The organism is Natrinema sp. LJW11 (assembly GCF_056135975.1).
This window is the reverse complement of record NZ_JBWBDM010000006.1, coordinates 98,433-124,491: the sequence shown is the minus strand read 5'-3', so window position 1 is coordinate 124,491 and position 26,059 is coordinate 98,433. Positions and strand designations below refer to the sequence as shown.

The window sequence follows — 26,059 nt, the reverse complement described above, 5'->3', positions numbered from 1 at the left end:
TGACGGGTTCAGTGCGACACGAACGACGGACGAGCTGTCCGGTTCCTTATTCGCCCCGGGAGCGATCGTCCGTCGATAGGTCGTGTTCGTGGCTCTCGAGTGCCAGCGTCTCGGGCTCGAGCGTGTAGTATCGCTCCCAGGCGGGCGCGAGACTCACGACCCTGGTCCCCGCGATCTCGGCGTCGCGATGCCGGTGGTGGTGGCCGACCAGACAGAGGTCCGGCGAGAGCGTTTCGAGCAGGTCGTCGACGTACTCGCAGCCGGGATCGTAGCCGTAGGACAGCAGGCCGTTCGGGGCCTCGTGGGTGAGGAGGACGTCGACGTCCTCGAGGTCGGCGGCTCGGTCGATATCCTCGTGGGTGAAGTGGCGGCGGCGCTCGTCGACGAGTTCGTCTCGCGGCAGGTCGTACCTCGTGGGGGCGAAGTTGCCCGAGAGGCCGGCCACGCGGAGGCCGTCGACCGTCGCCGCCGTGCTCGCGAGGAGGTGCACGTTGTTCGCTTCCGCGGGGTGCGCGCCGGCCCGAAGCGCGTCGATCACGTCGAAATCCTCGTTGTTCCCCGCGATGAACCACGTCGGAGCCGGCAGGTCGTACCGCTCGAGGTCGCCGAGCTGGAGCACCCGGTCGGGCTCGAGGGTTCGATAGAGTTCGAGCAGGATCTCACACCGATCGGGGTCGGACGCGTGGGCGTCGCCGAGGACGAGCATACACCGACGTAGGAGGGTGCCCCGGATAGTATCCACGCCGAGCGCTACCGATTCGCCGCGGTTCGGATCGCGAAACTGGGTGTCGAGTGACTGATTGGGTGCCCGGGACATTCAGGGACGTGATTTAGCCGTACGGCTGTCGGAGAACCGAGTATGACCGACACGCCAGACATCAATACGGTAGGAACGGAAGACGACTATATCCACGTCCGGTTTCGCGATCCGGATCGGTACGACGAGATACGGACGCCCGACTGGGCGGAGCAGCCGGCGGAGTCGGTTTCCGAGGGCAGCGAGGTCCGGACCGGGAAGATCGAAGGGGAAGACGACTGGGAGGCCACCAGCGTCCTGATCGAGAAACACGTCGGCGAGGAGAAAGCGAAAGAACAGGCCCGCGAGATCGTCGACAAGATTCAGTCCTGAACCGCGCCCGCGTTCCCTTCGGTCGCACCGCCAACGACCGTCGCCACTGCTCGTCACGGGGAGTGGCGTCGCCATCAGTTCAGGAGGACTGCAGAGAATCCGTATGTCCGCTCGAGTACCGGTGTGTGCCAGTCGGCGGCTGCGCCCCTTCTCAGGCCTCGGCCTGCTCGATCCACTCCTCGGCTTGACTCTCCGAGATATCGGCGGCCTCGGCGACGGCCTCGGCACCGGCGCGCGTGAGGTCGTCGACCGTCGCGATGCCGGCCTCCGAGAGCTGCTCGCGGACGTTCGCATCGATCCCCTCGACGTCCTCGAGGGTGTGCTCCGGATCGGTTTCGATCTTCGTGTGGGGCTCGTCGACCCCCTGAACCGGGATCTGCTGGGTGACCGCCTCGGTCTGTGCCTCGAGTTGCTGCTGGAACCGCTCGATCTGGTCGGCCTGCTGCTCGAGGAGTTCCTCGACGCCGCCGGTCTGTTCCTCGAGCTGGTCCTCGAGTCGGTCTTGTAGCTCTTGGGTCCGCTCGAGTTGCTCGCGGAGCTGTCCCGAAAGGTCGTCGACGTTCTGGACCGTTTGGTCCTCGACGGAGCGCGTGATCTCGAGGAACTGGTCGGTCTGCTCGTCGAGCGCGTCGGCGAACTCTTCGGAGAGCTCGGTGGCGGAGTCGACGTCTCGCTCGAGTTCGCGCTCGAGCGCGTCGTAGAACTCCGCGTGAGTCGATTTCAGCTGGTCGAAGGTCTCGTCGACGGTCCGGTGAGCCTCGGGAGCGTCCTCGTTGGGCAGCATCGCCGCCGTCGCGCTGAGGTAGCCGTGGGTCGCCGCCTGCGCGAGCTCGAGTTGCTGGCGCTGGAGCGATTTCTGTCCTTTGAGCCCGGTGAGGGCCATCGTGTCGACGTTTCGCTGGGTAGCCAGTCCCTGCTTGAACAGCTGCTGGCTCTGTTTGACCGCGGTTCGCTGCGCGTCGAACATCGCTCGGATGGGGGATTCTGAGTGACTCATCGTCGTCGACTAGCCGTCCGGTTCGATGCGGTATAAGCGATGGCCTTGCAAACCATTGAATGGTTCTGAACGGTATCAGTCGGGCTCACGAGCTGTGCGACCGCCTCCCTTCGATTTCGTTCGAGAGCGAGTCGACTCGGGCGTGACTGTCAGGAGTCTCGTACTGCGGTATTATCCGTCCGATCGTGGTCGTTCCACGCATGGTCGACAGCAGACGCTACGAATTCGAGGGGGAGCGACCGACGATCGACGACGGGGCACGGGTGAGCGGCGAGGCGACCCTCGTCGGCGACGTCCGAGTCGAAGCGGACGCGAGCGTCTGGCCCGGCGTCGTCTGTCGAGGAGATATCGGTCCCGTCCACATCGGTCGGGCAACGCACGTCGGCGACAACGCCACGATTCACGCGTCGCGACTCGAGGACGAGGTCATGGTCGGACACGGCGCCGTGCTCAACGAGACGACCGTCGAGGAGCGAGCGCTGGTCGGATTCAACGCGACGATCAATTCCGACGTCGCGATCGGCAACGGGAGCATCGTCGCCGCGGGCACGGTCGTCCCCGACGGCTACTCGATCCCGCCCGAGTCGTTCGTCCGCGGCGTTCCGGCGGAGATCACGCCGCTCGCGGAGACGGGGATCGACGCGGCGGAGATCCTCGAGGAGTTTGCCTCGGGAGACTACACGAACCTGGCCCAGCGCCACGAGGAACTGTTCGAGTGATACGGTCTGCTGTACCGATGTACCGGTTCGACCGCAGGCCGTCTCGCGGTCGCACCGGAACTGATTGACAGCAGTCCGTATGACGGCCCCGGTACCGTTCGGGGTGGAACCGTCGAGATCGCGGCGTTAGGCCTGCTGGGTCGCGTCCCCGATCTCGAAGATTTCGCGGTAGAGACTCTCGGCGAGGTGATCGATGTCCGCTTCGGCCTCGCTGGCGGCCATCGTGTCGCCGATCCCCTGCCACTCGACGGCCAACCGGGCGATCGGGACGAGCGCGATGCCGCCGATGACGATTTCGCCGTCGGGGGTGTGGACCCGCCACTCCGTCCGCATCCCGTTCGACGACCGGCTGACGTCGTCGACCTGTCCGCCGGCCGCGACCCACTTCCCGACGAGTTCGTCGGTGATCCGGCGGAGTTTCCGTTCGCCGAGCAGGTGAAGCGCGCCACCGCCGATCGCCAGCAGCGCGAACGCGGCGGCTGCCATCGGGAGACCGCCGTAGGGCATGTTTATCGACGCTGCGAGCGTGGCCGTCACGACGATCAGTCCGAGCACGCGCGCGTCGACCGCGCTCGGCACCGTGCCGCTCCAGGTCGACGTCGCATCCTGGGCCGGCTGCTCGAGTTGCATATCGACTGCACATCGACACGAAACCCGGATAGTCGTTCCCCTGTACCACTCCCGGCTTTATACGTCTCTCATGGGACTTACTCGTCCTCGAGTAACGCCTCGTCGCCGTGGCGCTCCCGCAGGGCTGCCAGATAGTCGCGCTGTTCCTCGAGTCGCGGGGTCGGGTCGGCGTACGTGTACTCGAACAGTTCGCTGGGGTCCCCGTCGACGCCTTCGGCGCGCTCGACCAGCGTCGCGAGCGTCTCTTCGATCTCGGTCTCGATCGCGTCGATCCGATCGTCGTCGAGGACGCCCTCGTTTCGCAGGTACGCCTCGAACCGGTCGATCGGATCGCGCTCGCGCCAGCGCTCGACCTCCTCATCGTCCCGGTAGACGCCGGGATCGTCCGCCGTCGTGTGCGCGCCGTAGCGGTACTGCACGGCCTCGATCAGCGTCGGCCGCGAGCAGTCGCCGCCGGCCTCAAGAGCCTTTTCCCGCGCGGCTTTCGTGACGACGTAGGTCGCGAGCGGGTCCATCCCGTCGACCTGGACGCCCGCGAGGCCGTAGGCGCGGGCCTTCTGGGCGATCGTCGCGCTCGCGGTCTGGCGTTCGCGCGGGACCGAAATGGCCCACTGGTTGTTGTTACAGAAAAAGACCGTCGGCGTGTCGAACACGCCCGCGAAGTTCATCGCCTCGTGGAAGTCCCCCTCGGAGGTCGACCCGTCGCCGAAGTGGACGACGCCCACGCGCTCGTCGCCGCTCAGTTTCGCCGCCCACGACCACCCCACCGCGTGGGGGAGGTGGCTGGCGATCGAGATGTTCAGCGGAAAGACCTCGATCTCCGCGAGCGCTTCGTTCCCGGCCTCGTGGCCCATCCAGTACAGCAGGTACTCCCAGGGGAGCCCTCGCGCGGCCAGCGCGCCGTGTTCCCGGTATTGAAAGGAGAGCATGTCGTCGTCGGCCAGCGCGTACGTCGAACCGATCTGGGACCCCTCCTGGCCGGCCAGCGAGGAGTACGTCCCCAGCCGACCCTGCCGCTGCAGACTGATCATCCGCTCGTCGAAGCGCCGAGCGAACCGCATATCCCGGTACATCGAGCGGAGGGTCTCCGCCTCGAGGTCGGGTTCCAGTTCGGGGGCGACGACGGTCCCGCCGGCGTCGAGCACTCGGACCCGATCGTCCGGCTCCCGCTCGAGGAGGGCGGGCTCGAGGACGTCGTGGGACATACCTGCATCGACGCGCGCCCGATACATAAACAGTCGCTCTCAGCGCGTTCCTGACGAACGCGCCGTGTTCGCTGTGCGAGCATGCCTCCGTCATTCGACCCCGAAATCGGCTGTCACTCTGTTAATCAAAACCCACTTTATCGTGAAAACGGCCGGGGTTCATAGCGATAGGTATACAATTACCGTGTATTGATGCAACAAACCATTGATAACTTATTCGACGCGTTAGCGAACGAGCAACGACGACGAATACTGTTCGACCTCGCGGAGCGAAACCGACGAGACGACTCGCCGATCTCTATCGACGCACCACCCGATGCGACTGATGACGGTGAAACGGTCAGTACCGAGCAGTATCACGTTCATCTGCCGAAGTTAGACGATCGCGGCTTCATCGACTGGGAACCGGGTTCGAACACCGTCGAAGCGGGGAATCGGTTCGAGGAAATCGCGCCGACACTGGAACTGCTCCGCGATAACCGGGCGGAATTGTCCGCCGATAGCGTGTGAGTTCTACGGACCTCAGTTCTTCCACTTCCCACTGATCTCTCGTGACGAATTTCACCCAGCAGCGGTACCCGGACGAGCCGATCGACATCCTCCACGTCGAAGACAACGAGGCGGATGTCCGTCTCACGCGAGAAGCGTTTACGGCGATCGATCGCGAGACGACGCTGCACGTCGTCGACGACGGAGACGATACCGTGGACTTCTTGCGGCGGCAGGGCCAGTACGACGCAGCACCCCAGCCGGATCTCGTCCTTCTCGATTTGAACCTCCCCGGGAGGGACGGACACACCGTACTGAAAGCGATCGACGACGCGCCACAACTCAGGCGGCTTCCGGTGATCGTTCTGACGAGTTCGAACAGGAGCGAGGATATCGCGACCTGTTATCGCACCCACGTCAACGCCTACGTATCGAAGCCGTCGACGCTCGAGGAGTTCGTTTCGCTCGCCACGGCGGTCGAAGCGTTCTGGCTCGAGCACGCACAGCTTCCACCGAGTTCGGCGTAGCCTCTTGCTCCTTGAGACTCGAGTCGGTTCTTTCCACCACGCTCCCCGAGCGGAACCGACTCGCCGCGATTAGCACGAGTGAATAGTTACTTCTCTACTGACAGTAAGTCCGCATCCGACCGTACGCTTTGGCGGAACCAGTGAGGACTCTGCTGTCCCGTTTCACAGTAAATGGCGAGCCCTGTCGTGGTTGGGCCGTAACAGGACTCGCCACTCTCTCATTTCGGTCGTGCCCTCAAGTAGCTTGTGTGATAATCTGAGTGAAATCTGCAATTTCCGAGACAGAGAGAGAGTGGGCCGAACGCGGCGCCAGTGGCTGCAGTGGCAGACACGAATCCTTTTCCATCCTCGCCCGTTATCCTACGTGTTCGGCTATCCGGACTCGTGGTTGGGCCATGACAGAGAACGAAACTACAAGAGAGGCGATTAGCCTGTTGCAGGACCTCGGGCTACAGGAGTACGAAGCGCGCTGCTTTATGGCGTTGAATCGACTCCCCAGTGGAACGGCGAAGGAAATACACGAAATCTCCGAGGTGCCCCGAACGAGGGTGTACGACGCCATCCGGGTGCTGGAATCGCAGGGCCTCGTCGAAGTACAGCACACCAGTCCGCAGGTGTACCGCGCCGTCAGCGTCACCGAGGCGACGCAGACCCTGCGACAGAAGTACGACAATCGGATCGAAACGCTCGAGAGCTATCTCGAGAGCACGGAGATTCAGGACGTCACGGAGAACGAACACGTCCAGGAGGTGTGGTCGCTCGCCGGGCACGAAGCGATCGAGTCGCGAACGATCGATCTCATCGACGAGGCGGAGTCCGAAATCGCGCTGCTCGTCGTCGACGAGGACATTCTCTCCGCGACGATGTTCGATAGCTTACAGCGGGCAGTCGAGAAGGATCTCTCGATGATTCTGGGCGGGCAGACGGACGCGATTACGGACGCGCTCGGGACGGAACTCCCCAACACCCGCGTGTTCGAAACCGGGCTCGACTGGCTCACCGGGTTCGAGAGCGACGACGAGGTCGCGATCAGTCGAATCCTCCTCGTCGATCGCGAAACGCTCCTGATCGGGTCGTACTATCCCAACGCCGCCGATAGCGCGAAAGAACAGGCGATCTTCGCCCGCGGTCTCGAGAACGGGATCGTCGTGCTGCTCCGTCGACTGGTGACCGCCGGATTGCCCCAGATCAGAGATCCGGGGGCCTGACTCGGTTTTCTCCGTCGTTACGGGAACCGAGCGACCGCTGCGCGAACCGCTGTTACCGGACTACTGATACTCGGGGAGTCGATCGGATCGATCCGACCCCTCGACGAACGGCAGTTCGGTGCGAGTCGCGGCCACCTCCTGGCCGCCGACCCGGACCGTCAGGTCGTCGCTCTCGAGGTCGTAGTCGACGATCGCGAGCGCGATGACGTCCCCGAGCATCGGGCTCTCGCCCGCGCGGGTCACCTCGCCGACCGACGCGTCGCCGTCGAAGACCGCCGCGCCCGACTCGGGAACCGGTCGCTCCCCGCTCTCGTCGCCTCCCGCGAGCGTCAGCCCGACGAGTCGCCGGCTGGGCTGGCCGCGATTCTCGACGCGGGAGACCACCTCCTGACCGACGTAACAGCCCTTCTCGAAGTCCAGCGCGTTTCGGAGGCCGAGCACGTTCGGGAGCGTCCCCTCGAGCTCGGTGTGGAACAGTGGCGAGCCGGCCTCGAGCGCGAGGCTCTCGAAGGTCCGATAGCCGAAGGGGGCGGCGTTGAGCCCCTGGTTGAGCAGCGTGTCGTGGACGGCTGCGGCGTCGTCTGCGGAACAGATCACCTCGTAGCTCTCCTCGCCGGTGAGCGCGTCGGTGCGGATGACGGAGACGCCCTCGTCGCCCATCGTTCCGCGGACGAACGAGTAGCGCTCGTCGGGCGAACCGGCCCCGTTGAGGACGCTCGCGATCTTTTCGGTGGCGTGGGGCCCGTGGATCCCGAAGACCGCGTAGTCGTCCGTCGCGACCGTGATATCGACGTCCTGAATGAACACCTTCTCCGACCACTCCTCGGCGAGCGGCTCGGCGGCCTCGGGCTGGGTGAAGAGCAGCAGTCGCTCGCCAGCGTTGTAGACGTACAGTTCCACGTCGATCCCGCCCTGGGGATCGAGCACGAGCGCGTAACAGCCCTGCCCGTCTTCCGCGGGGACGCGATTCGACACGACGTTGTCGACGTACTCGACGCGGTCGTCGCCCGTCACGACGATCACGCCGTAGGCGAACTCGAGCAGGCCGACGCCGTTGCGGACCGCGCGATGGGTCCGCTCGGGTCGCCCGTAGTGTTCGACGATCCGTCGGTCGGCGCGCTCGCCGAACGTCGCCCCGTGATCCTCGTGGATCGACTCGATGACACTCATGCGTACTCACTGGGGCCTGCCCCTCTCAGGCGTTTCGATTCAAAAAGGGAGCCGCTCGCGAAGCCACTCCCCGATCGACTGGTCGTCGTCCTCGTCGGCGCTCCGGTCGGGGACTACCCGCTCGGCGGGCTTGATAACCGTTTCCGACCCCGATTCGACGACGATCAGGTCGTCCGCCTTGAGCGTCGACAGGGCGTCCTCGAGTTCGTCGATATCGACCTCGACGGCCGCTCGGAGTTCGAAGACGGTCATCCCGTCCTCGGTGCGATCGACCAGCGCGTCGAGTACCGCCACCTCCGTTCCTTCTCGGTTCCGGTACTCCCGCTTTGCTCTCATCCGTCTACCCATTCGATGACCCGGGATTTGACGTTTGCCGTTCCGACGACGACGGCTGCCGGAGTCGGTCCGCGACGGTCGGTCAGCGACAGGTCGTTTCCGGGCGGCGTCCGTTCAACGTAGACTGACTGTCATAACTCGATGACTGACAGGCAGTACGTTTTTTATGGACCGGGTCGGTACGGTGGGACAATGGTCCTGCGATGCTCGCTGCTCGGGCACGACTTCGGCGAGACCGATGTCGAACGCGAGCGCGAAGAACGGGGCAGTGAGGTCGTCGTTACCGTCCAGGAGTACGAGGAGTGTTCCCGATGCGGCCAGCGCAACGTCATCAGCGAGAACACCGAAGTAACCAGCCTCTCCGCCGGGACGGGAGCAGACTCGCTTTCCGACGATCACGACCCCCAACCGACTGAACCGCCCACCGAACGAGACGCCGCGGCCGACAGCGCCGCCGACGTGGACTCGGACGCCGCGTTCATCGACGCCGATGACGCCGATCCCGCGTCCGACGACGCCGAACTCGTCGACTCCGAGCCCGATGCGTCCGCCGCTCCGAACCCGACCGCCGGAAGCGAGGCCGGCCCGGCGGACGATGTGGTCGCCGCAGCCGACGCAACCGACGACAGCTCCGACGAGGCAACTGGCGAGATCGAACTGCCGACCGACGAGAACGGCGATCCCGTCACCGACGACGGCGAGATCCTCGAGGACGACGATGATGACCCGGCCACCGACCGGGACCGCGAACACGGCGAGTGGCCCGACTCGAGCGACGTCGGCCCGCCGGTCGACGCGGACGCCGACCCGACCGAGTGGCCCGACGACGGCGACGACGGCGGCGAGACCGTCACCGAGACCGACGACGGCGGCGAGATCCTCACCGGGACCGACGACGCCGAGTCCGTCTCCGACGCTGCAGACGCCGAGGCCGATCCGACCCTACCCGACGACGACGCCGTCGTCCTCGAGAACGACGCGCCGGCGAGCGAAACGGGCGACGCACGATCGGTGACCGCGGAGGCCCCGGCCGCGGAGCACGGTGAGGCCGACGCCGCGTCGGCGTCGGACACCGGTATCGAGCGGGCCGACTCGGTCGCGACGCCCGTCGAAAGTGACGGCGCTCCCGGGACCGATGTGCCGACCGAATTCTACTGCCCGCGGTGTGACTACGTGGCCGCAGGCGACCGCGGGTCGCTGCGCGCCGGCGACATCTGCCCCGACTGCCGAAAGGGGTATATCAGCGAGCGCGAACGCCAGTAGTCGCTCTCACGACCCCGATACCGTTCGAGCGGTTGCGTGAGCGCTCACTCGCGCCTCGGTCCGACGGTCGCTCGGTCAGCGTCTTGGCCGGAGCGGTTCGAATGCTACTGCAGCCGTCTCAGTGGCCCGTTCTCGCACCGAAACCGGTCAGCGGGCCGAAACGTTTCCTATGAAAAGAGGTAAACGGTCCGCCGTGTTTCTCCCAACCCATGAAGGAGTACAAGATGCGCCGCGGCGAATATCTCGAGGAGCGAATTCCGGACATGGAGTCGACCGTCGAGGACTACTTCGGGTCCATCACCGACACCCGGGAGTACAAGGGAAGCGACCTCTTCGTCATCGGCGAACCCGACAACCCCGTCTTCGAGAAAGTCGTCGTCGGCACCATCGAGTACTCCGGCAAGAAGGACAAACTCGGCGTCGAGTTCTACGAGCGCGACCCCACCGAACTCGGTCCCGACGAACTCGAGGCCGCGGGCGACGCCGTCGACGCGAAAAACGACTTCCTGCTCGAGGCGACCGGTCGCGACGCCAAGTCCCGTCGCGAATCCATGAAGCGGACGGTCGAAGACGACCCGGATCACGATTTCGACTAACGAAATTTTACCCTGTCGTTCGAGAGAGCGGAGCTCTCTCGTGACTGAGCGAATCGGAGATTCGCGAGGTCCGCGAGACCTTTGGTCTCGCTTGATGACGAAACGCCGGAGGCGTTTCGAACCACGGTCTATCGCGAGCGAGGCGCATAGCACCCCGTTCGCGATGTCCCTCGGTGAAATTTCGATCAAAAGCAACGGAAGACGTTCCTGCTCACTTCGTTCGCAGGCTGCGACTTCCGAGCCTTCGTTCGCTCCGCTCACGAAGACACTCCTCCTTCCGTTCGCTCGCTGACTCGCGGTTTCACCGCTCGTCCGTTCGCGGCGCTACGCGCCGCGCAACCGCTCGCTCACATCAGTCGTCGGCCCGCTCGTTCGTGCCGTCGGCACTCACTCGCGGTCATCGACTGGGTAACGGCCTGCCCTCCCCCGAGTCGGGCGACTCACCGCGAGTGCGGTGAGCCGCCCTCCCGGCCACGGCACCGCGCTCGCCGTTGGTCGATTGTTCGTAACGGCTTTGACCGCCGCGTCGAACCACTCGGTAATGGAAGCGCAAGCGTTTCTCGGGGCGACGCTGGTCGCTCACGTCGGCTTCGCGATCTTCGTGGCCGCTCACGGCTACCTGACCGGCCGCGACCCCGGAAAGTGGCCGTTCGTGACGCTGGCGTTCGGCCTGGCCGGCATCGCCGCCTACTTCTTCTACGACGAGACGGGCGGCTCCGAGGGGTTCTGAGCGGATCGAAAAAGCGCGTTTTCACCGCCTCGAGCGGGTACTCATACGGTTTGCTGTCCCGATGTCCCGGCGCGACCGCGGGCCGGTTGCGGTCGCGGCAAAACTGACTGACAGCAGACCGTCTCAGGCCAGGAAGACGTGTCGCGGTCGGTCCGCGAGGATGTCCCGCCCGAACTCGACGGTCTCCGAGAAGGCGTCGCTCCGGAAGAACGCCATGGCGTCCTCCCGGGAGTCCCAGCGACTGGCGATGAACATGTCGTTCTCGTCCTCGCGGTTGACCAGCAGGTCGGTCTTGCGGTGGCCGTCCATGTCGGCGAGGACCTCGCCAACGTCGTCGAACGTTCCGACGAAGTCCCCGCGGTGGTCCGGCTTGACGGTGTAGAACATCCCCATCGTCCCCCACGAGTCGCCCTCGTCGTCGCCGGCCTGTCGGACGACGTCGGGTAACTCGGCGAGGAATCCGGCCGCCGTGTCCGCGGCGCGTGCGGTGTCCCAGAGGCTGACGACTGCGGTTTCGCTGTCCGCGTCTTGGGCCTCGTAGACCGCCGTCTTCACGTGGGTATCGTAGTGGTCGAAGTTCTCTCGGTAGCCGTCCACTTCCGCGAACAGTTCGTCGGCGTCGGCGTCCGAGTAGAGGACGACCGCGTGGACGTCCTCGCCGTGGGGCTGGCCCGCGTAGATGCCTTCGTCCTCGAGTTCGTCGCGGACCTCACCGCTCTCGTCGCCGTGGTTCGACCCCGAATCGTCGCCGTGGTGGTGTCCGCCGTCGTCGCCGTGGTGGTGGCCCTCGGCGTCACCGCCGGCGTGGGGATGGCCCCCGTCGTCCTCGGCCGGCACGCGATCGCCGGCGAGGAAGGCCCCGAGATCCGCCGGCGGGAACCGCCGGGCCGAGAGGAACCGGCCGAACTCGGCGAAGCGGGAGCTCGAGGGATCGAAGCGCATCTCGGAGAGGAGTTCCTTCACGTCGGTCGGATCGTCGGCGAACAGCGTCACGCCCCACTCGAAGTCGTCGAGGCCGACGCTGCCGGAGATGATCTGGGTGACGCGGCCGGCGTACTCTCGACCGATGTCGCCGTGGGAAGACAGGTGTTCCGCGCGCTCGTCGAAGGACAGGTCGTACCAGTTGTCTTCCGGGCCGCGACGCTTGTCCATCGGATAGAAGCTCAGGAACTCGCTGTCCGGGATCTCCGGCGTGAGTCGGGACTCGATGTAGCGCGCTAGGCCGGTGTCTTCGACCTCGGCATCCTCGTCGAAGTAGTCCTCGGACATGTAGCCCGAGACCTCCGTCACCGAGAGGTAGGAGTCGGCCCGCTCGGTGAACTCGGCGAGCGCGGTGTGTTCGAACCGCCGCTCGAGCGCGTCGATGTCGGCGAGCGTCGGTCGCAGGTGGAGCACGAGCAGGTCGGCCTTGTGGCCGAGCACCGCGAACGTCGCCGACTCGCCTTCGTCGGCGTCGTCGACGGCCTCGCTGGACGCGAGGTAGTCGATGCCCTCCTCGATCGCCTGCGAGCGTCGGCGCTCGGGCGCGTCTCGCCAGGCGTCCCAGTCGATCGACCGGAAGTCGTGGAGGACGTACCAGCCCTCTTCGGTCTGTGGCGGTCGTCGTCGTTCCATGCTCGTCGGTTGGGACGGGATCGCTAAGAAGGACCGGGTTTCGGTCGACTCGCCCCCGGCGTCCACCCGTTGGTCGGAAACCGCCGCGATGAGGGTTTCCGAATCCCCAGCCGCCGATATCGAGCGCGACCGAAACCCTTTACGTGCGTCCGTTTTATCCACGACGTACATGCGGAAAAGTGGGCCGCCGAAGGGACTCATCGCCTATCTCGTGCTCGAACTCCTCGAGGAGAAGCCCCGGTACGGCTACGAGATCCTCAAGGAGATTCGCGAGATCAGCGGCGGTCACTGGGAGCCGTCGTACGGCTCGGTGTATCCGATCCTCTACAAGTTCGAGGAGAAGGGCTGGGCCGAGCGCATCGAGCGCGAGGACGAACCCGATCGGAAGTACTTCGAACTCACCGACGACGGCCTCGCCGAACTCGAGGACCGCCGCGAGAGCGGCTCGGAGAAGGCCCGTGACTTCGCGGACGTCATCCTCGGCTTCTTCCACGTCTACGCGACCTTTTCGACCGACGACCGGTTCGAGATCCCCGAGATGGACGGCGAGTGGCGCTTCGACGAGGCGTTCAGCCACTGGGTCGTCGAACAGGTCGTCCGTCACCACGAACACTACTTCGATACCGAGTTCGAACGCCTCGAGGAGACGCCCGAGGAGTTCTTCGAGCGCCACGGCGTCGATATGGAGGACTGAGACGGACGCCCCTCCAGCAGCTCTGGCGCACCCGTGACTCCCCCTCCGGATACGCCGATACCGAGGTACAGCAAGGCTGTCTGCGGAGACGACGGTTCGCGCTCGTTCCACGCGGTACTCGATTGATCCGGTCATTCCTCGAGGAATGTGGTCGATTCGGTGCGCAGCTGTGAGACCCCTCGATCAGCCCGAGAACAGTTGCGGGCCGAACAGCATCACGAGGAAGCTGACGAGCATCGTCACGCCGACCGTCGTCGTTACCAGACGGACCATCCCCCGGGTCGGGTCGACGACGGGCAGCCGTGAGACGATCGCCTCGGTACTCGTCCGAAGGATGTGCCCGCCGTCGAGCGGGAACGCCGGGACGCAGTTGAAGAAGCCGAGCTGGACGTTGATCCAGCCGGTCCAGAACAGCAGGTTCGCAACCAGGAAGACGGTCCCGTCGCCGAACGCGCCGAGTGCACCCTGCACCTCGTAGAAGTTCTGGATCCCGCCGGTGAACCCGGCGAAGTTAAACGGCAAGGCGCCGCTGACGCCGATGACCGGCAGCATGATGGCGAGCCCCATCTTCCCGAGGAAGGTGTCGGCGACGCCGCCGAAGCGCGTCTCGCCGTCCCCGCCGAGCAGGCCCAGATACTCGCCGGCGGGATAGAGTTGGACGCCGATGTCGCTGACGTCGACGCCGGACGTTCCCGGATACGGTTGAATCCCGAGGAACCCGCTCTCGGATCGCGGATTCTCGTCGAGCGTGACGGTGTGCGTCTGTCGTTCGTCACCGAAGTAGCCCGTCACCTCGACCTGCTGGCCGGGCTCGGTGTCCGCCAGCAGGGGAGCGAGGTCCTCGTAGCTGTGCACCCGCTCGCCGTCGAAGCGGGTGATGACGAACGTCTCCTCGGTCGGGCCGGTTTCGGCCTCGAGCGGCTCGTCCTCGGCGATCGAGACCGCGGCGCCGATCGTCACCGTTCGTTCGACGCCCTCCTCGCTGTCCGCGGGTTCGATCGTGAGAGTGACTCGCTCGTCGTCGCCGACCGCGTCGAAGAAGCCGCGTTCGGTCGCGACTGTCTGCCCGTCGACCGCGCGAATCTCGTCACCGGTAGAGAGCCCCGTCGGACCGTCGTCCATCGCCGCGGTCACGATCAGCGATCTATCGACCGTTACGGTCTCCTCGCCGTTGAGTTCGACGGCAACCTGCTCGCCCTCGACGGTCTCGAGCCGGTCCGCGAGATCGTCGTTGCCTTCGACCGCGGTGCCGTTGATCGCCGTGATGCGGTCGTTGGGTTCGATGCCGGCGTCGGCCGCGGGGGAGTCCTGAGCGACACCGCCGACGGCGGCTCCGGGTGCGACGCCGATCGCGCCGACGACCGGGCCGAAGAGGAGCGCGAAGGCGAGGATCGTAATCGCGAAATTGTTCGTCACGCCGGCGGCGAACATCCGCGTCTGCCCGCCGCGGGACGCGGATTTGCTGCTCTCCTGGTCGGGTTCGACGAACGCGCCGACGGGAAGGACGGCGAGCATCGCGACTCCCATCGAGTCGATGTCGATGTCCTCGACGCGACAGAGCAGGCCGTGGCCGCCCTCGTGAACGACGAGTCCGACGAGCAGTCCGAAGACGATTCCGGGGGTCGCCGACAGCGGCAGGAAGTCGTTGACGCCGGGGATGACGAGGACGTTTCGCGGCTGCCGAACCGCGGAGGTCGCCATCTGTGGCGTCGAGAGCGCGGTTATCGCCGCTTGAATGAGGAACGCGAACATGGCGACCATCACGACCAGTGCGATGCCGACGCCGATATTCGACCACGCGCGCCAGAACCGTTTCGGACGGGCGAGCCGGTCGAGGAGCACCCGGCCGCGTTTGGTGTGGAAGGTGAGAATCGGTCCTTGCGTGCCGATATAACCGGGCAGATAGCCGCCGTTTCGGAGTCCGACGACCGCGAGCCAGTAGAGCAGGAGGCCGAGCAGAACCCACGTCAGGAGTTCCGATCCGTAGATTGCGGGGGGCGAAACGAAAGCGAAGAGACCGTGATCCATCGATAGTATCTCCGGGCGGCGTTCTCAAATGGCTTTTGTCATCAGCCCGACGATCCGGGTCGATTCATACGGTCTGTTGTACCGATGTACCGGTACAATCGCAGGGCGGTTCGCGGTTGTACCGGAACTGACTGACAGCAGTCCGTATCACCGCTCCCGGCGGAGCCGGCCGACGACGAACTCCCGGTCGACCTTCGCGAGGAAGGAACCGAGCTTCGGCCCCTGCTCTTCGTCGAAGAACAGCCGGTAGCCCGCCGCGAAGAAGTCGCCGACGTCGACGTCGTGGCGTCTCGCGGTCTCGTAGATCTCGCCCTGAATTTCGTCGGGGTCGTGGCCCGCCTCGATGAAGTCGGCCAGTTCCGCGAGCGCGGCCTCGGTGGCCGCGTCGAACTCGTGGTCCGGGATCTCGCTCCGCTTGAGCTCGTAATCGAACTCGTTGCCCGTCCGGCGCGCCCAGTTGCGGGCCTGCTCGACGCGCTCGAGCGCCCCGTCGACGGCCCACTCGGGCGCGTCGTCGGGAATATGGCCTTCGCGCCGGGCGATCTCCTCGCGCAGGTCGGGATCGTCGGTCATCCCGAGCACCGCGGCGAAGGTGTAGGGGAGCCGAATGCGCTCTTCGCGCGGCTCCTCGACGACGAACGGATAGACCCGCTCGGCGAACGCCCGCTCGTCCTCGCTACCCTCGATCTCGCCGAAGTAGATCGCCTCGAGCCGGTCGAACTCGTCGACCAGCTGGTCCAGCCGTTCGATGCTGAAGTCTCGGGCCTTCGCTGGGTCCTTCGCGAAGAAGTAGCGCAGGACCTCGGGCTCGAGCAACTCGAGCACGTCCGAGACCAGAATCACGTTTCCTTCCGACGAGGAGAACGGTTCTCCCTCGAGGGTGAACCACTCGTAGACCATCGGGACCGGCGGCTCGATCTCGAGGACGTTCCGGGCGACGTCCTGGCCGCTGGGCCAGGAGCCCTCGGCGTGGTCCTTGCCGAAGGGCTCGAAATCGACGCCGAGGAGCTGCCACTGAGCGGGCCACTCGAAGCGCCAGGGGAGTTTGCCCTCGCGCAGCGTCGCGGTGCCCTCGTGGCCGCAGCCGTCGACCGTCTGGTTGCCCGCGTCCATGTCGGTACAGCGGTAATCGACGGTCCCGGCCTCCCCCGCGTCTAGATCGACGCTCGTCACCGTTTCAGTGATCTTGCCACATTCCTCGCAGATCGGGTTGAACGGCACGTAGTCGCCGTTCGTGTCGACTTTGTCCTGATACTTCGAGAGGACCTCGCGTGCGCGCTCTCGGTGCTCCAGGACGAATCGCGTCACCGCCTCGAACTCGCCGGATTCGTAGAGTTCGGTGTTCGAAACGAGCTCGATCGGCACGTCGACGGCGTCGGCGCTGTTCTGGATGATCGTCGCGAAGTGGTCGCCGTAGGAGTCACAGCAGCCGAAGGGATCCGGGATATCGGTGTAGGGCGCGCCGAGGTTGCGGCCGAGCGCGCCGGCGTCGACCTCGCCGAGATCGACGAGGTTCCCCTCGAGGTCACAGAGGGTCCGCGGGAGCTTTCGAAGGGGGTCGCGGTCGTCGGCGGTGAAGACCTGCCGGACCTCGTGGCCCCGGTCGCGAAGCACTTCGGCGACGAAGTAGCCGCGCATGATCTCGTTGACGTTGCCGAGGTGGGGGACGCCGGAGGGAGAGATGCCGCCTTTGACGACGATCGGCTCGTCCGGGTTCCGGCTCGCGGGTCGTTCCTCCCCGCTCGCTTTGTCCGTGGCCTCCCGCTGGTCGGCCACGCGCTCTTCGACTCGATCCGCGACCGTATCCGCCCAGAACGCGTGTCGCGTTTCGCTCGCTTCCTCGCGCTGGAGCGTGTAGGGGCTGATCGCGTCGGATTCCGGCGCGTCGATCGCGTCTCCGTCAGGGTCGCCGTCGGTACTCATTGCTCGTCGTTCGCCCAGTAGGTCGGTTCTTCGCCGGCACCGTCGGGGATGACGTCCGTCCCCTCGTGATCGCCGTGGCGAACCGCGCGGGCGATCCGGTCGGGATCGGTGCCGTCGAGGACGATGGTGCGCATTCCGGAGCGCTCGATTATCTTCGCCGCCAGCAGGTCGACGGGGGCGGACGCGCCGGCGTTCATCTCGAGGCCGGCGATGACGTCGACAAGCTCCGTGGCGGAGAGCCGGTCGTACTTTGTCGCGTCGGCGTCCTCGTTCGGATCGTCGCTGTAGACGCCGGGGACGCTCGTCGCGTAGACGAGGAGGTCGGCGTCGATGTACTCCGCGAGGGCGGCGCCGACGGCGTCGGTGGTCTGGGCCGGCGCGACGCCGCCCATGATACAGATGTCGTCTCGACGGAGCGCCTCGCTGGCCTCCTCGTAATCGAGAGCCGGCGCAGTTACGGACTCCTCGCTCAGCGCCGCGATGAGCAGCCGAGCGTTGAGTCGCGTGACGTCGATCCCCAGCTGATCGAGTTCGATCTCGTTCGCCCCGAGCTCTCGAGCGGCCGAGATGTACTCGCGGGCGACGCCGCCGCCCCCGACGACGGCACCGATCCGACAGCCCTCCGAAATGAGTTGCTCGATGACGGCAGCGTGTTCGGCGACCCGATCCCCGCCGGGTTCGGGAACGAGGACGCTCCCGCCGATAGAGACGACCACTTTCATACTACACCGGTGTAACGGAGTTGCTATCTTAAGGGTTGCCAACTGCCCGGACGACGTGGTGACACACCCCTCGAGTCGGCGCTCGGCGGACCTTCGTGTCGGTGTTTAGGCACCTCTCGATCGGAGCGAATCGACCGACGCCTCGAGCGACAGGACGAGCCCGTCGCCGTCCCGATCGAACTCGGTGCCAAAGGGCTCCGAGAGTTCGCGCATACGCTCGCGGGACCACGCGGCGGCCGCCGGGTTCGCCTCGCGGACCGCACAGTCGTCGATCTCGGTCGGCTGCAATCGGAGTTCGGTCGGCCGCCCGTCGGGCGTCACCGAAAGGACGAACAGAAAGCTCCGGTCGTTCCGTAACTCGTCGTCGACCCGGTAGTCGTCGACGAAATCCCCCGCGTCGTAGACGATCGGCCGGCCCTCGTGGACCTCGATCCCCTGGAAGACGTGCGCGCTGTGGCCATGAACGATATCGACGCCCGTTTCGATCAGCCGGCGGCCGAACTCCCGGAACGACTCGGGCGGCTCCGCGACCATGTTCGGCCCCCAGTGCAGCGAGGCGACCAGCAGGTCCGGCTTCGTCTCGCGTGCGCGCTCGAGCGCATCTGAGACCAGCCGCCGCGTGTCCGAATCGTCGACATTTATCTCGATTCGGGCCGTCCCCGGCGAGTCCCCGTCGGCCGCGTACTCCGGCGTGTTGTCGGTGAACGAGACGACCGTAACGTCGAGTCCGCCGTCGGTGTCCGCGTTCGACTCATCGTCGCCGGTGCTCGAACCGTCGATCGTCCGAACCGCGGGCTCGAGCGCCTCGTCGATCGTCTCGCCGGCACCCGCGTGAGCGATGCCGGCCCCGTCGAGGGCCGCGAGGGTGTCCCGCAGCGCGACCGCCTCGTAGTCGAGGACGTGATTGTTCGCCAGCGCACAGATATCGACGCCCGCGCGCTCGAGGGCCGGAATCGCCCACTCGGGATCGGCTCGGAAGTGAAACGGACGGTGAGTGCGTTGCCACTCCCGGCCGCGCGTCGAGAGCACGCACTCGAGGTTGATCACGAGTCCGTCCAGTTCGCGAAGGCGCTCGCGGACGGTTCCCCAGACCGCACCGACGGAGCGGCTGCGTTGACGGCCGTCGACGAGCCGCCCGAGCATCACGTCGCCCGTGAAGCCGATTCGGAAGGGCATATCGAACGTTCGGGGTGCACGCCCAAAGTCCCAGGACCCCGGTTCTCGACGCGCTTTCCGTCGCAGGACACCCTCCCGAGCCCGACTCTGCCGGGTGGGACTGAAGGGGGCGCAGTGGGCGGGCGTGTGGCGATCGCCCAGCGCGGTGCTTTCTGGCGACAGCTACAAAGCCCGACCGCCCCATCGTTCGAACATGCACGTACTGGGTGTTCGCGACGGGGGAGCGGACGGCGACGCGCTCGAGGCGGTCGTCGATCGGACCGTCGATCGGCTCTCCGAGCGAGGCCGCGTCGGCGTCGTCAGGTACGACGCGACGATCGCTGACGGCGCACGGGCGCGCGAATCGATCACGCTCGGCGGGGACGTCACCTACGACCTCGGGGTCGACGGCGACTGGCTCGCCTCGGGGACGGGGATGTCCGTCGGCGACGCGCTCGACAGTCTGGCGACCGACTGCGAGTACGCGGTCGTCGCCGGCACGCCGACGCTTCGCTATCCCTCGATCGTCGTGGGATCAGCCGACGTCGAGCGCGAGCCGACCGGTGACATTATCGCGAGCGTCAACGACCCCGGTGACCTCGAACTCGATGCCGTGGTGGGGGCCGTCGAGTCGGCAGAGCCCCACGAGACGCTCGAGTCGCTGGTGGCCCGCATCAAACGATCGCCGCGGGCCGACCGAGCGGGTGCGATCGCGACCTTCACCGGCCGGGTCCGCGCGAAAGACAGCGCGGACGACGCGCGCACCCAGCACCTCGAGTTCGAGAAGTACGAGGGCGTCGCCGACGAACGGATGGCGGCCCTCGAAGCGGATCTCGAGGCTCGAGACGGCGTCTTCGACGTCGAACTCTATCACCGGACGGGTATCGTCGAGGACGGCGAGGACATCGTCTTCGTCGTCGTCCTCGCCGGCCACCGCGAGGAGGCGTTTCGGACCGTCGAAGACGGGATCAACCGCCTGAAAGACGAGGTGCCGCTGTTCAAAAAGGAGGTCACGGTCGAGGACGAGTTCTGGGTCCACGATCGACCGTGACCGTTATTTTCGTTCGCCGTTCGGGATGCAACTGTGAAACGGTCGGGAAAGACGATATTGCATCGATCGGAACGGTCTAATCTGAAATAATGCGTTAGGCACGGTTTTAAAACATCTCGTGGCTTCTCTTCGTCTTATTAACAGTCTGGTAATCGAGCATAAAACGTCGTTTACCCCCCAGATCGCTGAACACAATCGAAACGCCGCTAACCATCTGCTATTTATAACAGATATCCCCCACAAGGAGAATCCGTCGATGAGCACGACAGCCCAACCCTCCACGGAAAGCAAGGAACACCGCCTCAAGTCCTACCTTCGCGATCGCGCCGAAGACGGTGAACTATACTTCAAAGGCAAGTTCATCGCGGACGATGTCGGGATGTCTCCCAAGGAAATCGGCGCGTTGATGGTCAAACTCTCCGACTCCGTCACCGACCTCGAGATCGAGAAGTGGTCGTACACGAGTGCGACGACGTGGCGCGTCGCCCCTGCGTAACTCCGATCACCCAGACCGATTCGCACGAACGACAGTCCCCGCGTTCTCCACTCCGCGCTGTGTCACCGACGCGATCCAGCGCGGTTCCCTACGTTCCCGGCGACTCCGCTGACGCTTCGGTTCCCTTCCCGTTTTCCCGACCGTCGTCTCAGGTCGCGACGAGCTGTTCCGACGTCGTTCCCGCGCGGCTCGAGCGACGCGTACGCGCCCCCCTCTTTTCGCCTGCTCTGTCGACGATTCGCAGACTGGCGAGGGCGACGTGGCCGAGGCGGGTAGGCTCTGTAACCGGGAGAAACGGACGGCCCTGCCGACGGCAGTCGATTTATACCCGGCCGCGGTAAATCACGCGTGATGGACGACGTCGACCGGTCCGAATTCGGGACGGCGAGACGGGGCGGCCGCTCGCTCGAGGACGGGCCGCCGATCGACCGGATCGAGTCGGTGTTTGCGGTCTACGAGGTGAGCCGCGAAGACGGGCAGTTAGTGTACTACGGCGATCCGTCGACCCACCCGGAGCAGGTGCTTCGAGAACTCTGGCCCGTCTTTCACGAACGCGGGTACGACGTCGACCTCGAGCGTCGTCACGGCGAGTACGCGATCGTCGCCGAGCCGACCAGCGTCGGGATCGACGGGATTCCGTGGACGAACATCGTGCTGTTCCTGTTGACGATCGGCTCGACGCTGTTCGCGGGTTCGTTCTGGTACCAGCTCGATCCGATCTCCGATCCGACCGTGATCTGGCAGGCCTGGCCGTTCACGGCGGCTATTCTGGGGGTGCTCGGCGTCCACGAGATGGGTCATTACGTCGTGAGCCGGTACCATCAGGTCGACGCCTCGTTACCCTACTTCATCCCCGTCCCGACGCTTATCGGGACGATGGGGGCGGTCATCACCCTGAAAGGCCGGATGCCGGACAGAAAGGCGCTGTTCGATATCGGCGCTGCCGGACCGCTGGCCGGGCTGATCGCGACGGTCGTCGTAACCGTGATCGGACTTCACCTGCCGCCGGTTTCGGTCGATCCAGCGTTACTCCAAAACCCCGACGCGGTTCGGATCGAACTGGGCTATCCGCCGCTACTCGAGTTGCTCGCGGCCGGGTTCGACCAGCCGCTGTACCGCAACGATCCGACGACCGGGGTGAACCCGGTCGTCATCGGCGCGTGGGTCGGGATGCTCGTCACCTTCCTCAACCTGATCCCGGTCGGTCAGCTCGACGGGGGCCACATCCTCCGGGCGATGGCCGGCGAGTTGCAGGAGACGATCGCCGCGCTGGTTCCGGGCGCGCTGTTCGCGCTCGCCGCCTACCTCTACTACGTCGACGGCTACGGCGTGAACACGGTCCTGATCTGGATCATCTGGGGATTCTTGACCGCGCTGCTCGCCTCGAAGGGGCCCGCCGCGCCGGTACGGGACGAGCCGCTCGGCCGCGGTCGGTTCCTGCTCGGGACCGCGACGTTCGGCCTCGGGGTGCTCTGTTTCATGCCGATCCCGGTCGTGATCGTGGGGTAATTCGGCCCGCGTCCGTCCCTCTACTCGCACATCTCTGCCCCTCTTCTCGCCGTTACACTCCCTCAGCCGTGGGTATAGCCGCGATCCGCGAGCGGTTCGCCGTCCATCGCGAGTCCGTCCTCGGCTTCGGACGCGACACCGATCACCGACAGCGATACGTCGGCCGTCTCTCGGACAGCCGCCAGCGCGTCCTCGGGGAGCGTCGCGACGAGTTCGAAGTCCTCGCCGAAGGTGGTCGCGAGCTCGAGCGCCTCGTCGTCACCGTCTGCCACGTCGCGGACGCTGTCGTCGATCGGAATCGAGTCGGACTCGATCGCAAATCCGCAGTCGCTGGCCTCGGCGAGCTGATGGAGCGACCGGGCGAGCCCGTCGCTCGAGTCCATCATCGCGCTCGCGTGGGGAGCCAGCGCACGGCCGGTCGCGATCCGCGGCTCGAAGCGAAAGAGGTCGTTCGCGCGTTCGAACAGCCGCTCGTCGCCACCGGCACTCGCGGCCGCCCGTTCGAAGTACTCGAGCGCGGCCGCGCTGCGACCGAGCGTGCCGGTCACGCAGACGGCGTCGCCGGGCCGAGCGCCGCTCCGGGGGACGGGCTCGTCGGTGCGTCCGATCGCGGTCGTCGCGACGGTGAACTCGTCGTGGCCGTCTAGATCGCCCCCGACGTACTCCGTGTCGACGCGCTCGCAGACATCGCTCGCGCCGCGAACGAAGTCGAGCAGCTCGTCGCGGTCGAATTCGGGGGCCGCGTAGGCGGCGACGGCGGCCGTGGCCTCGGCTCCCATCGCCGCCACGTCCGAGAGGGACGCGCCGACGGCGCGCCAGCCGGCCGTGTAGCGGGTCGTTCCGTCCGGAAAGTCCGTCCGCTCGTGAAGCATGTCCGTCGTGACGACCAGCCCGTCGACGACGGCCGCGTCGTCGCCGGCCGTCGCGAGTTCGTCCGACAGGAGTCCCAGAGCGGCGCGTTCGTCCATACCCCCCGTTTCGACTCGAGGGCGAAAAACGGTCCGGGCCGACGCCGGGCTGTGCGGATACGATGGCCTTAAATGCCGCCGACGGGAATCACACGCCAATGGCTACGATGTACGACGTTCCGGCGGACGACCTCATCGAGGCGCTCGCCGACGATCTCGCGGATCGACTCGAGGAACCGGACTGGGGCGCGTTCGCCAAGAGCGGCGTCGACCGAGAACTGCCACCCGAACAGGACGATTTCTGGGCGACCCGCGCCGCGAGTCTCCTGCGCAAGGTCGCCGACCGCGGCCCCGTCGGCGTCGAGCGGCTCTCGACGCAGTACGGCGGTGCGAAGGGCGGTTCGAACCGCTATCAGGTCGCGCCCGACAAGCGCACCGACGGCTCGAAGAACCTCATTCGGACGATCCTCCAGCAACTCGAGGAGGAGGACCTCGTCGAGACCGCCGAGGGCGAGGGTCGCCGAATCACCGCCGAGGGACGGAGCCTGCTCGACGACACCGCCGGTCAGGTTCTCGAGGAGCTCGACCGTCCGGAACTCGAGCGCTACGCCTAATTCACGAGTTCGTTTTCGTGTCGGTTTTCCCGCCCAGAGCCATCGCTACCGTCGTCCGTAATCATTTTCCGGCGTGCCGGCCAAGTACGAGACAACGATGAGTGGCTCACCGGACGAGGAAAAACTCGAGGAGCTTCGACAGAAGAAAATGGAGCAGCTGCAGGACCGCGCCGACGGGCAAGGCGAGGGCAATCAGGAGGCGGCCCAGCAACAAGCCGACGCCCAGAAGAAGGCCGTGTTGCGCCAGCACCTGACCGACGAAGCCCGCAAGCGGCTCAACACGGTCAAGATGAGCAAGCCCCAGTTCGGCGAGCAGGTCGAGCGCCAGGTCGTCAGTCTCGCCCGAAGCGGCCGCATTCAGGGCAAGATCGACGACGACAAGATGAAACAGCTCCTCAAGGAGCTGAAGCCGGACTCCCAGAGCTTCGACATCCAGCGCCGGTAATGGAACTCGGACTGCTCTACAGCGGCGGGAAGGACTCGACGCTCGCCGCGCTCTTGCTCGAGGAGTTCTACGACGTAACGTTGCTGACGGCTCACTTCGGGATCAGTGACGACTGGAAGCACGCCCGCGAAACGGCCGATACGGCCGGGTTCGAGTTCGAACGCCTCGAGTGCGATCCGGACGTCGCCCGCGAGGCCGCCGATCGGATCCGCGAGGACGGTTTCCCGCGAAACGGGATCCAGCTGGTCCACACGCACGCCCTGGAGCAGTTGGCGACTCGAGAGTTCGACGCGATCGCGGACGGCACTCGCCGCGACGATCGCGTTCCCACGGTGTCGCGGGCGCAAGCCCAGAGCCTCGAGGACCGACACGACGTCGATTACATCGCGCCGCTGTCGGGCTTTGGCCGGTCGGCCGTCGACCGGCTCGTCGAGGCGCGCCTGGACGTGACCGTCGGGCCGAGCGAGGAGATCGACAGGGCCGATTACGAGGCGGAACTCCGGGCGCTCATCGCGGAAGAAGGCGGCCCGGCGGCGATCGCGGAGTGTTTCCCCGATCACGATCAGACGTACGTGACGAAGATTCGGTGACCGTCGGCCCGATGTGAGGCGTTTCGTACGGACTGACGGACGTCATCTCCGGAGCAGCCGCGAACCGTCCCGCGGGTGCTCCGGGACGCCGTTCCACCGGACCGTCTCAGCCGCCGCGAGTAAACTCGAACCGGGCCCCGCCGCCCTCGCTTTCGGCGATCGAGACCCGCCAGCCGTGGGCGTCGGCGATAGCGCGGACGATCGCGAGGCCGAGCCCCGACCCCTCCGCGGACGTCGAGTACCCCTGCTCGAGCACCGACGCTCGCTCGTCTTCGGGGATACCGGGGCCGTCGTCGGCGACGAAGAAGCCGCCGTCGCAGGGGCCGACGCGGATGTGGACGTCCTCGCGGCCGTGTTCGATCGCGTTACGATAGAGGTTTTCGAAGAGTTGTTTCGACCGAAGGGGGTCGACTTCCAGCGTTCGGTCGCCGACGATCTCGTAGGTGGCCTCGTCCGTCTCGACGACCGTCCACGCGTCGCTCGCGAGTTCGACCAGCGGGACGTCGTACGTATCTTCGACCTGCGTCCCGCTGCGAGCCACCGACAGCGTCTCCTCGATCAGTTCGTCCATCCGATCCAGCGCGGCGTCGACCTCCCGCAAGTGCTCCGGATCGCCGTCGGTGAACGCCGCTCGGAGCCGACCCTGAGCGACGCTGAGCGGGTTTCGGAGATCGTGACTGACGACGCTCGCGAACTCTTCTAAGCGCGCGCTCTGTCGTTCGGCCTCGCGGACGGCGGCCCGCTGTTGGATCTCGTAGACGCCGGCGACGGTACCCGCGCCGACGCCGACCGTTCCGCCCATCAAGAGCAGGTACAGGGGCGCTTGCGCGCCGGTCTCCTCGAGATACAGCACGTAGAGATGCATCGCCGTCACGAGGACGGCGGCGAGGAAGCCGCCGAGTCCGTAGCCGAAGACGGTGAGTCGGTCTCGAATCGAGATGTCGCGGGAAACCAGCCAGCGGTCGGCGAAGACGACGGCGGTCGCCGCCAGCAGCGGAAAGACGCTCTCGAGGAGCGCTCTGGTCGTCACGTGTTCGAGAGCGATGCGGATCCCGATGATCGCGGCCAGAAAGAGACCGAGCGCCGAGAGCGGCGAAACCGGCAGTCGCTCGCCGATCTCCGCGACCCAATCGTCGTCGGCCACGCGTTGCACAGTTGCCACTTGACGCAGGTCAGTATCAATGTACGGGACGGTCTCAGGGCGGGGACGGTCGAACTAACGGGAATTAGCATTGAACCAAAACGCCCACCGACCGCTCGTCGAGACCGCCGACGGTCGCGACGGACACGCCGGAACGAAAGGATAGAAGT

Annotated in this window: 28 protein-coding genes; 15 read left to right on the top strand and 13 right to left on the bottom strand. The window is 65.9% G+C overall.

Annotated features, from left to right (window positions below; translation table 11 throughout):
- Positions 1-46: 46 nt before the first annotated feature.
- Positions 47-706: a metallophosphoesterase family protein gene (locus tag AC0QDI_RS16650; protein ID WP_474670149.1), complete on the bottom strand. Its 660-nt coding sequence runs from the start codon at positions 704-706 to the stop codon at positions 47-49.
- 153 nt (positions 707-859) lie between these two features.
- On the opposite strand from AC0QDI_RS16650, the gene AC0QDI_RS16645 reads away from it, so the two are divergent.
- Positions 860-1,129, top strand: a complete 270-nt coding sequence (locus tag AC0QDI_RS16645; protein WP_474670147.1) for a hypothetical protein — start codon at positions 860-862, stop codon at positions 1,127-1,129.
- A 151-nt stretch (positions 1,130-1,280) separates the two neighbouring features.
- Here the strand turns inward: AC0QDI_RS16645 and AC0QDI_RS16640 are convergent, their stop codons facing one another.
- Positions 1,281-2,126, bottom strand: coding sequence for a helix-hairpin-helix domain-containing protein (locus AC0QDI_RS16640; protein WP_474670145.1), 846 nt, complete (start codon positions 2,124-2,126; stop codon positions 1,281-1,283).
- Between the two features lie 200 nt (positions 2,127-2,326).
- Between AC0QDI_RS16640 and AC0QDI_RS16635 the strand changes: the two genes are divergently transcribed.
- Positions 2,327-2,845 carry a gamma carbonic anhydrase family protein gene (locus AC0QDI_RS16635; protein WP_474670143.1) on the top strand — a complete coding sequence of 173 codons (519 nt, stop codon included), beginning with the start codon at positions 2,327-2,329 and terminating at the stop codon, positions 2,843-2,845.
- A gap of 126 nt (positions 2,846-2,971) precedes the next feature.
- Here the strand turns inward: AC0QDI_RS16635 and AC0QDI_RS16630 are convergent, their stop codons facing one another.
- Together AC0QDI_RS16630 and pdhA are read right to left on the bottom strand one after the other, a co-directional pair.
- Entirely contained in the window at positions 2,972-3,475 is a 504-nt protein-coding gene (locus AC0QDI_RS16630) for a hypothetical protein (protein WP_474670141.1), read from the bottom strand.
- A gap of 77 nt (positions 3,476-3,552) precedes the next feature.
- Complete coding sequence (gene pdhA / locus AC0QDI_RS16625) at positions 3,553-4,680, bottom strand: pyruvate dehydrogenase (acetyl-transferring) E1 component subunit alpha (RefSeq protein WP_474670139.1); 1,128 nt, start codon at positions 4,678-4,680, stop codon at positions 3,553-3,555.
- Positions 4,681-4,872: 192 nt separating this feature from the next.
- Here pdhA and AC0QDI_RS16620 point away from each other — a divergent pair, with 192 nt between their 5' ends.
- The 3 genes from AC0QDI_RS16620 to AC0QDI_RS16610 all read left to right on the top strand — a co-directional run bounded on the left by AC0QDI_RS16620 (position 4,873) and on the right by AC0QDI_RS16610 (position 6,904).
- The gene (locus AC0QDI_RS16620; protein WP_474670137.1) at positions 4,873-5,190 is read left to right on the top strand and encodes a DUF7344 domain-containing protein; all 318 of its coding nucleotides are present in this window, start codon (positions 4,873-4,875) and stop codon (positions 5,188-5,190) included.
- Between the two features lie 41 nt (positions 5,191-5,231).
- On the top strand, positions 5,232-5,696 hold the full coding sequence (locus tag AC0QDI_RS16615) for a response regulator (RefSeq protein WP_474670135.1): 465 nt from the start codon (positions 5,232-5,234) through the stop codon (positions 5,694-5,696).
- Positions 5,697-6,091: 395 nt separating this feature from the next.
- A complete protein-coding gene (locus tag AC0QDI_RS16610; RefSeq protein WP_474670133.1) occupies positions 6,092-6,904 on the top strand; it encodes a TrmB family transcriptional regulator in 813 nt (270 codons plus the stop codon).
- Between the two features lie 60 nt (positions 6,905-6,964).
- Here the strand turns inward: AC0QDI_RS16610 and ygfZ are convergent, their stop codons facing one another.
- Together ygfZ and AC0QDI_RS16600 are read right to left on the bottom strand one after the other, a co-directional pair.
- On the bottom strand, positions 6,965-8,074 hold the full coding sequence (ygfZ, locus tag AC0QDI_RS16605) for a CAF17-like 4Fe-4S cluster assembly/insertion protein YgfZ (protein ID WP_474670131.1): 1,110 nt from the start codon (positions 8,072-8,074) through the stop codon (positions 6,965-6,967).
- A 39-nt stretch (positions 8,075-8,113) separates the two neighbouring features.
- Entirely contained in the window at positions 8,114-8,410 is a 297-nt protein-coding gene (locus AC0QDI_RS16600) for a DUF6432 family protein (protein WP_474670129.1), read from the bottom strand.
- Between the two features lie 192 nt (positions 8,411-8,602).
- Here AC0QDI_RS16600 and AC0QDI_RS16595 point away from each other — a divergent pair, with 192 nt between their 5' ends.
- The 3 genes from AC0QDI_RS16595 (at position 8,603) to AC0QDI_RS16585 (ending at position 10,999) form a co-directional block, all read left to right on the top strand.
- Positions 8,603-9,673, top strand: a complete 1,071-nt coding sequence (locus AC0QDI_RS16595) for a DUF7093 family protein (RefSeq protein ID WP_474670127.1) — start codon at positions 8,603-8,605, stop codon at positions 9,671-9,673.
- 209 nt (positions 9,674-9,882) lie between these two features.
- A complete protein-coding gene (locus tag AC0QDI_RS16590; RefSeq protein ID WP_474670125.1) occupies positions 9,883-10,269 on the top strand; it encodes a DUF5611 family protein in 387 nt (128 codons plus the stop codon).
- 541 nt (positions 10,270-10,810) lie between these two features.
- Entirely contained in the window at positions 10,811-10,999 is a 189-nt protein-coding gene (locus AC0QDI_RS16585; RefSeq protein WP_474670123.1) for a hypothetical protein, read from the top strand.
- Between the two features lie 123 nt (positions 11,000-11,122).
- Here the strand turns inward: AC0QDI_RS16585 and AC0QDI_RS16580 are convergent, their stop codons facing one another.
- The gene (locus AC0QDI_RS16580; protein ID WP_474670121.1) at positions 11,123-12,613 is read right to left on the bottom strand and encodes a heme-binding protein; all 1,491 of its coding nucleotides are present in this window, start codon (positions 12,611-12,613) and stop codon (positions 11,123-11,125) included.
- A 169-nt stretch (positions 12,614-12,782) separates the two neighbouring features.
- On the opposite strand from AC0QDI_RS16580, the gene AC0QDI_RS16575 reads away from it, so the two are divergent.
- On the top strand, positions 12,783-13,307 hold the full coding sequence (locus AC0QDI_RS16575) for a PadR family transcriptional regulator (protein ID WP_474670119.1): 525 nt from the start codon (positions 12,783-12,785) through the stop codon (positions 13,305-13,307).
- Positions 13,308-13,490: 183 nt separating this feature from the next.
- Here AC0QDI_RS16575 and AC0QDI_RS16570 read toward each other — a convergent pair whose 3' ends face one another.
- From AC0QDI_RS16570 to AC0QDI_RS16555, 4 genes are all read right to left on the bottom strand, one after another.
- On the bottom strand, positions 13,491-15,335 hold the full coding sequence (locus tag AC0QDI_RS16570; RefSeq protein WP_474670117.1) for a site-2 protease family protein: 1,845 nt from the start codon (positions 15,333-15,335) through the stop codon (positions 13,491-13,493).
- Positions 15,336-15,482: 147 nt separating this feature from the next.
- Positions 15,483-17,258, bottom strand: coding sequence for a lysine--tRNA ligase (gene lysS / locus AC0QDI_RS16565; protein ID WP_474670115.1), 1,776 nt, complete (start codon positions 17,256-17,258; stop codon positions 15,483-15,485).
- Positions 17,255-17,980 carry a UMP kinase gene (gene pyrH, locus AC0QDI_RS16560; protein ID WP_474670113.1) on the bottom strand — a complete coding sequence of 242 codons (726 nt, stop codon included), beginning with the start codon at positions 17,978-17,980 and terminating at the stop codon, positions 17,255-17,257. The genes lysS and pyrH overlap by 4 nt, the downstream gene beginning before the upstream one ends.
- A gap of 105 nt (positions 17,981-18,085) precedes the next feature.
- The gene (locus AC0QDI_RS16555) at positions 18,086-19,156 is read right to left on the bottom strand and encodes a CapA family protein (RefSeq protein WP_474670111.1); all 1,071 of its coding nucleotides are present in this window, start codon (positions 19,154-19,156) and stop codon (positions 18,086-18,088) included.
- Positions 19,157-19,349: 193 nt separating this feature from the next.
- Here AC0QDI_RS16555 and AC0QDI_RS16550 point away from each other — a divergent pair, with 193 nt between their 5' ends.
- The 3 genes from AC0QDI_RS16550 to AC0QDI_RS16540 all read left to right on the top strand — a co-directional run bounded on the left by AC0QDI_RS16550 (position 19,350) and on the right by AC0QDI_RS16540 (position 22,191).
- A complete protein-coding gene (locus AC0QDI_RS16550; protein WP_474670109.1) occupies positions 19,350-20,186 on the top strand; it encodes a molybdopterin synthase in 837 nt (278 codons plus the stop codon).
- Between the two features lie 256 nt (positions 20,187-20,442).
- Positions 20,443-20,682: a DUF7123 family protein gene (locus AC0QDI_RS16545; RefSeq protein WP_474670107.1), complete on the top strand. Its 240-nt coding sequence runs from the start codon at positions 20,443-20,445 to the stop codon at positions 20,680-20,682.
- A 351-nt stretch (positions 20,683-21,033) separates the two neighbouring features.
- A complete protein-coding gene (locus AC0QDI_RS16540; protein ID WP_474670105.1) occupies positions 21,034-22,191 on the top strand; it encodes a site-2 protease family protein in 1,158 nt (385 codons plus the stop codon).
- A 62-nt stretch (positions 22,192-22,253) separates the two neighbouring features.
- On the opposite strand, the gene thiL is transcribed toward AC0QDI_RS16540, so the two are convergent.
- Complete coding sequence (gene thiL / locus AC0QDI_RS16535; RefSeq protein WP_474670103.1) at positions 22,254-23,159, bottom strand: thiamine-phosphate kinase; 906 nt, start codon at positions 23,157-23,159, stop codon at positions 22,254-22,256.
- 98 nt (positions 23,160-23,257) lie between these two features.
- Here thiL and AC0QDI_RS16530 point away from each other — a divergent pair, with 98 nt between their 5' ends.
- From AC0QDI_RS16530 to AC0QDI_RS16520, 3 genes are all read left to right on the top strand, one after another.
- Positions 23,258-23,713, top strand: a complete 456-nt coding sequence (locus AC0QDI_RS16530) for a 30S ribosomal protein S19e (RefSeq protein ID WP_474670101.1) — start codon at positions 23,258-23,260, stop codon at positions 23,711-23,713.
- A gap of 97 nt (positions 23,714-23,810) precedes the next feature.
- Positions 23,811-24,158 carry a DNA-binding protein gene (locus AC0QDI_RS16525; protein WP_474670099.1) on the top strand — a complete coding sequence of 116 codons (348 nt, stop codon included), beginning with the start codon at positions 23,811-23,813 and terminating at the stop codon, positions 24,156-24,158.
- Complete coding sequence (locus AC0QDI_RS16520) at positions 24,158-24,748, top strand: DUF7411 family protein (RefSeq protein ID WP_474670097.1); 591 nt, start codon at positions 24,158-24,160, stop codon at positions 24,746-24,748. Before AC0QDI_RS16525 ends, AC0QDI_RS16520 begins: the two co-directional genes overlap by 1 nt.
- 106 nt (positions 24,749-24,854) lie before the next feature.
- On the opposite strand, the gene AC0QDI_RS16515 is transcribed toward AC0QDI_RS16520, so the two are convergent.
- The gene (locus tag AC0QDI_RS16515) at positions 24,855-25,901 is read right to left on the bottom strand and encodes a sensor histidine kinase (RefSeq protein WP_474670095.1); all 1,047 of its coding nucleotides are present in this window, start codon (positions 25,899-25,901) and stop codon (positions 24,855-24,857) included.
- Positions 25,902-26,059 lie beyond the last annotated feature (158 nt).

Excerpts from the sequence above, each read along its gene's own strand:
- AC0QDI_RS16530 (WP_474670101.1), top strand. The coding sequence starts at position 23,258 with ATGGCTACGATGTACGACGTTCCGGCGGACGACCTCATCGAGGCGCTC.
- AC0QDI_RS16650 (WP_474670149.1), bottom strand. The coding sequence starts at position 706 with ATGCTCGTCCTCGGCGACGCCCACGCGTCCGACCCCGATCGGTGTGAG.
- AC0QDI_RS16545 (WP_474670107.1), top strand. The coding sequence starts at position 20,443 with ATGAGCACGACAGCCCAACCCTCCACGGAAAGCAAGGAACACCGCCTC.
- thiL (WP_474670103.1), bottom strand. The coding sequence starts at position 23,159 with ATGGACGAACGCGCCGCTCTGGGACTCCTGTCGGACGAACTCGCGACG.
- AC0QDI_RS16540 (WP_474670105.1), top strand. The coding sequence starts at position 21,034 with ATGGACGACGTCGACCGGTCCGAATTCGGGACGGCGAGACGGGGCGGC.
- AC0QDI_RS16555 (WP_474670111.1), bottom strand. The coding sequence starts at position 19,156 with ATGCCCTTCCGAATCGGCTTCACGGGCGACGTGATGCTCGGGCGGCTC.
- AC0QDI_RS16620 (WP_474670137.1), top strand. The coding sequence starts at position 4,873 with ATGCAACAAACCATTGATAACTTATTCGACGCGTTAGCGAACGAGCAA.
- AC0QDI_RS16585 (WP_474670123.1), top strand. The coding sequence starts at position 10,811 with ATGGAAGCGCAAGCGTTTCTCGGGGCGACGCTGGTCGCTCACGTCGGC.
- pyrH (WP_474670113.1), bottom strand. The coding sequence starts at position 17,980 with ATGAAAGTGGTCGTCTCTATCGGCGGGAGCGTCCTCGTTCCCGAACCC.
- AC0QDI_RS16550 (WP_474670109.1), top strand. The coding sequence starts at position 19,350 with ATGCACGTACTGGGTGTTCGCGACGGGGGAGCGGACGGCGACGCGCTC.
- ygfZ (WP_474670131.1), bottom strand. The coding sequence starts at position 8,074 with ATGAGTGTCATCGAGTCGATCCACGAGGATCACGGGGCGACGTTCGGC.
- AC0QDI_RS16635 (WP_474670143.1), top strand. The coding sequence starts at position 2,327 with ATGGTCGACAGCAGACGCTACGAATTCGAGGGGGAGCGACCGACGATC.
- AC0QDI_RS16525 (WP_474670099.1), top strand. The coding sequence starts at position 23,811 with ATGAGTGGCTCACCGGACGAGGAAAAACTCGAGGAGCTTCGACAGAAG.
- AC0QDI_RS16570 (WP_474670117.1), bottom strand. The coding sequence starts at position 15,335 with ATGGATCACGGTCTCTTCGCTTTCGTTTCGCCCCCCGCAATCTACGGA.
- lysS (WP_474670115.1), bottom strand. The coding sequence starts at position 17,258 with ATGAGTACCGACGGCGACCCTGACGGAGACGCGATCGACGCGCCGGAA.
- AC0QDI_RS16640 (WP_474670145.1), bottom strand. The coding sequence starts at position 2,126 with ATGAGTCACTCAGAATCCCCCATCCGAGCGATGTTCGACGCGCAGCGA.
- AC0QDI_RS16645 (WP_474670147.1), top strand. The coding sequence starts at position 860 with ATGACCGACACGCCAGACATCAATACGGTAGGAACGGAAGACGACTAT.
- AC0QDI_RS16590 (WP_474670125.1), top strand. The coding sequence starts at position 9,883 with ATGAAGGAGTACAAGATGCGCCGCGGCGAATATCTCGAGGAGCGAATT.
- AC0QDI_RS16595 (WP_474670127.1), top strand. The coding sequence starts at position 8,603 with ATGGTCCTGCGATGCTCGCTGCTCGGGCACGACTTCGGCGAGACCGAT.
- AC0QDI_RS16575 (WP_474670119.1), top strand. The coding sequence starts at position 12,783 with ATGCGGAAAAGTGGGCCGCCGAAGGGACTCATCGCCTATCTCGTGCTC.
- AC0QDI_RS16600 (WP_474670129.1), bottom strand. The coding sequence starts at position 8,410 with ATGAGAGCAAAGCGGGAGTACCGGAACCGAGAAGGAACGGAGGTGGCG.
- AC0QDI_RS16630 (WP_474670141.1), bottom strand. The coding sequence starts at position 3,475 with ATGCAACTCGAGCAGCCGGCCCAGGATGCGACGTCGACCTGGAGCGGC.
- AC0QDI_RS16580 (WP_474670121.1), bottom strand. The coding sequence starts at position 12,613 with ATGGAACGACGACGACCGCCACAGACCGAAGAGGGCTGGTACGTCCTC.
- AC0QDI_RS16520 (WP_474670097.1), top strand. The coding sequence starts at position 24,158 with ATGGAACTCGGACTGCTCTACAGCGGCGGGAAGGACTCGACGCTCGCC.
- pdhA (WP_474670139.1), bottom strand. The coding sequence starts at position 4,680 with ATGTCCCACGACGTCCTCGAGCCCGCCCTCCTCGAGCGGGAGCCGGAC.
- AC0QDI_RS16610 (WP_474670133.1), top strand. The coding sequence starts at position 6,092 with ATGACAGAGAACGAAACTACAAGAGAGGCGATTAGCCTGTTGCAGGAC.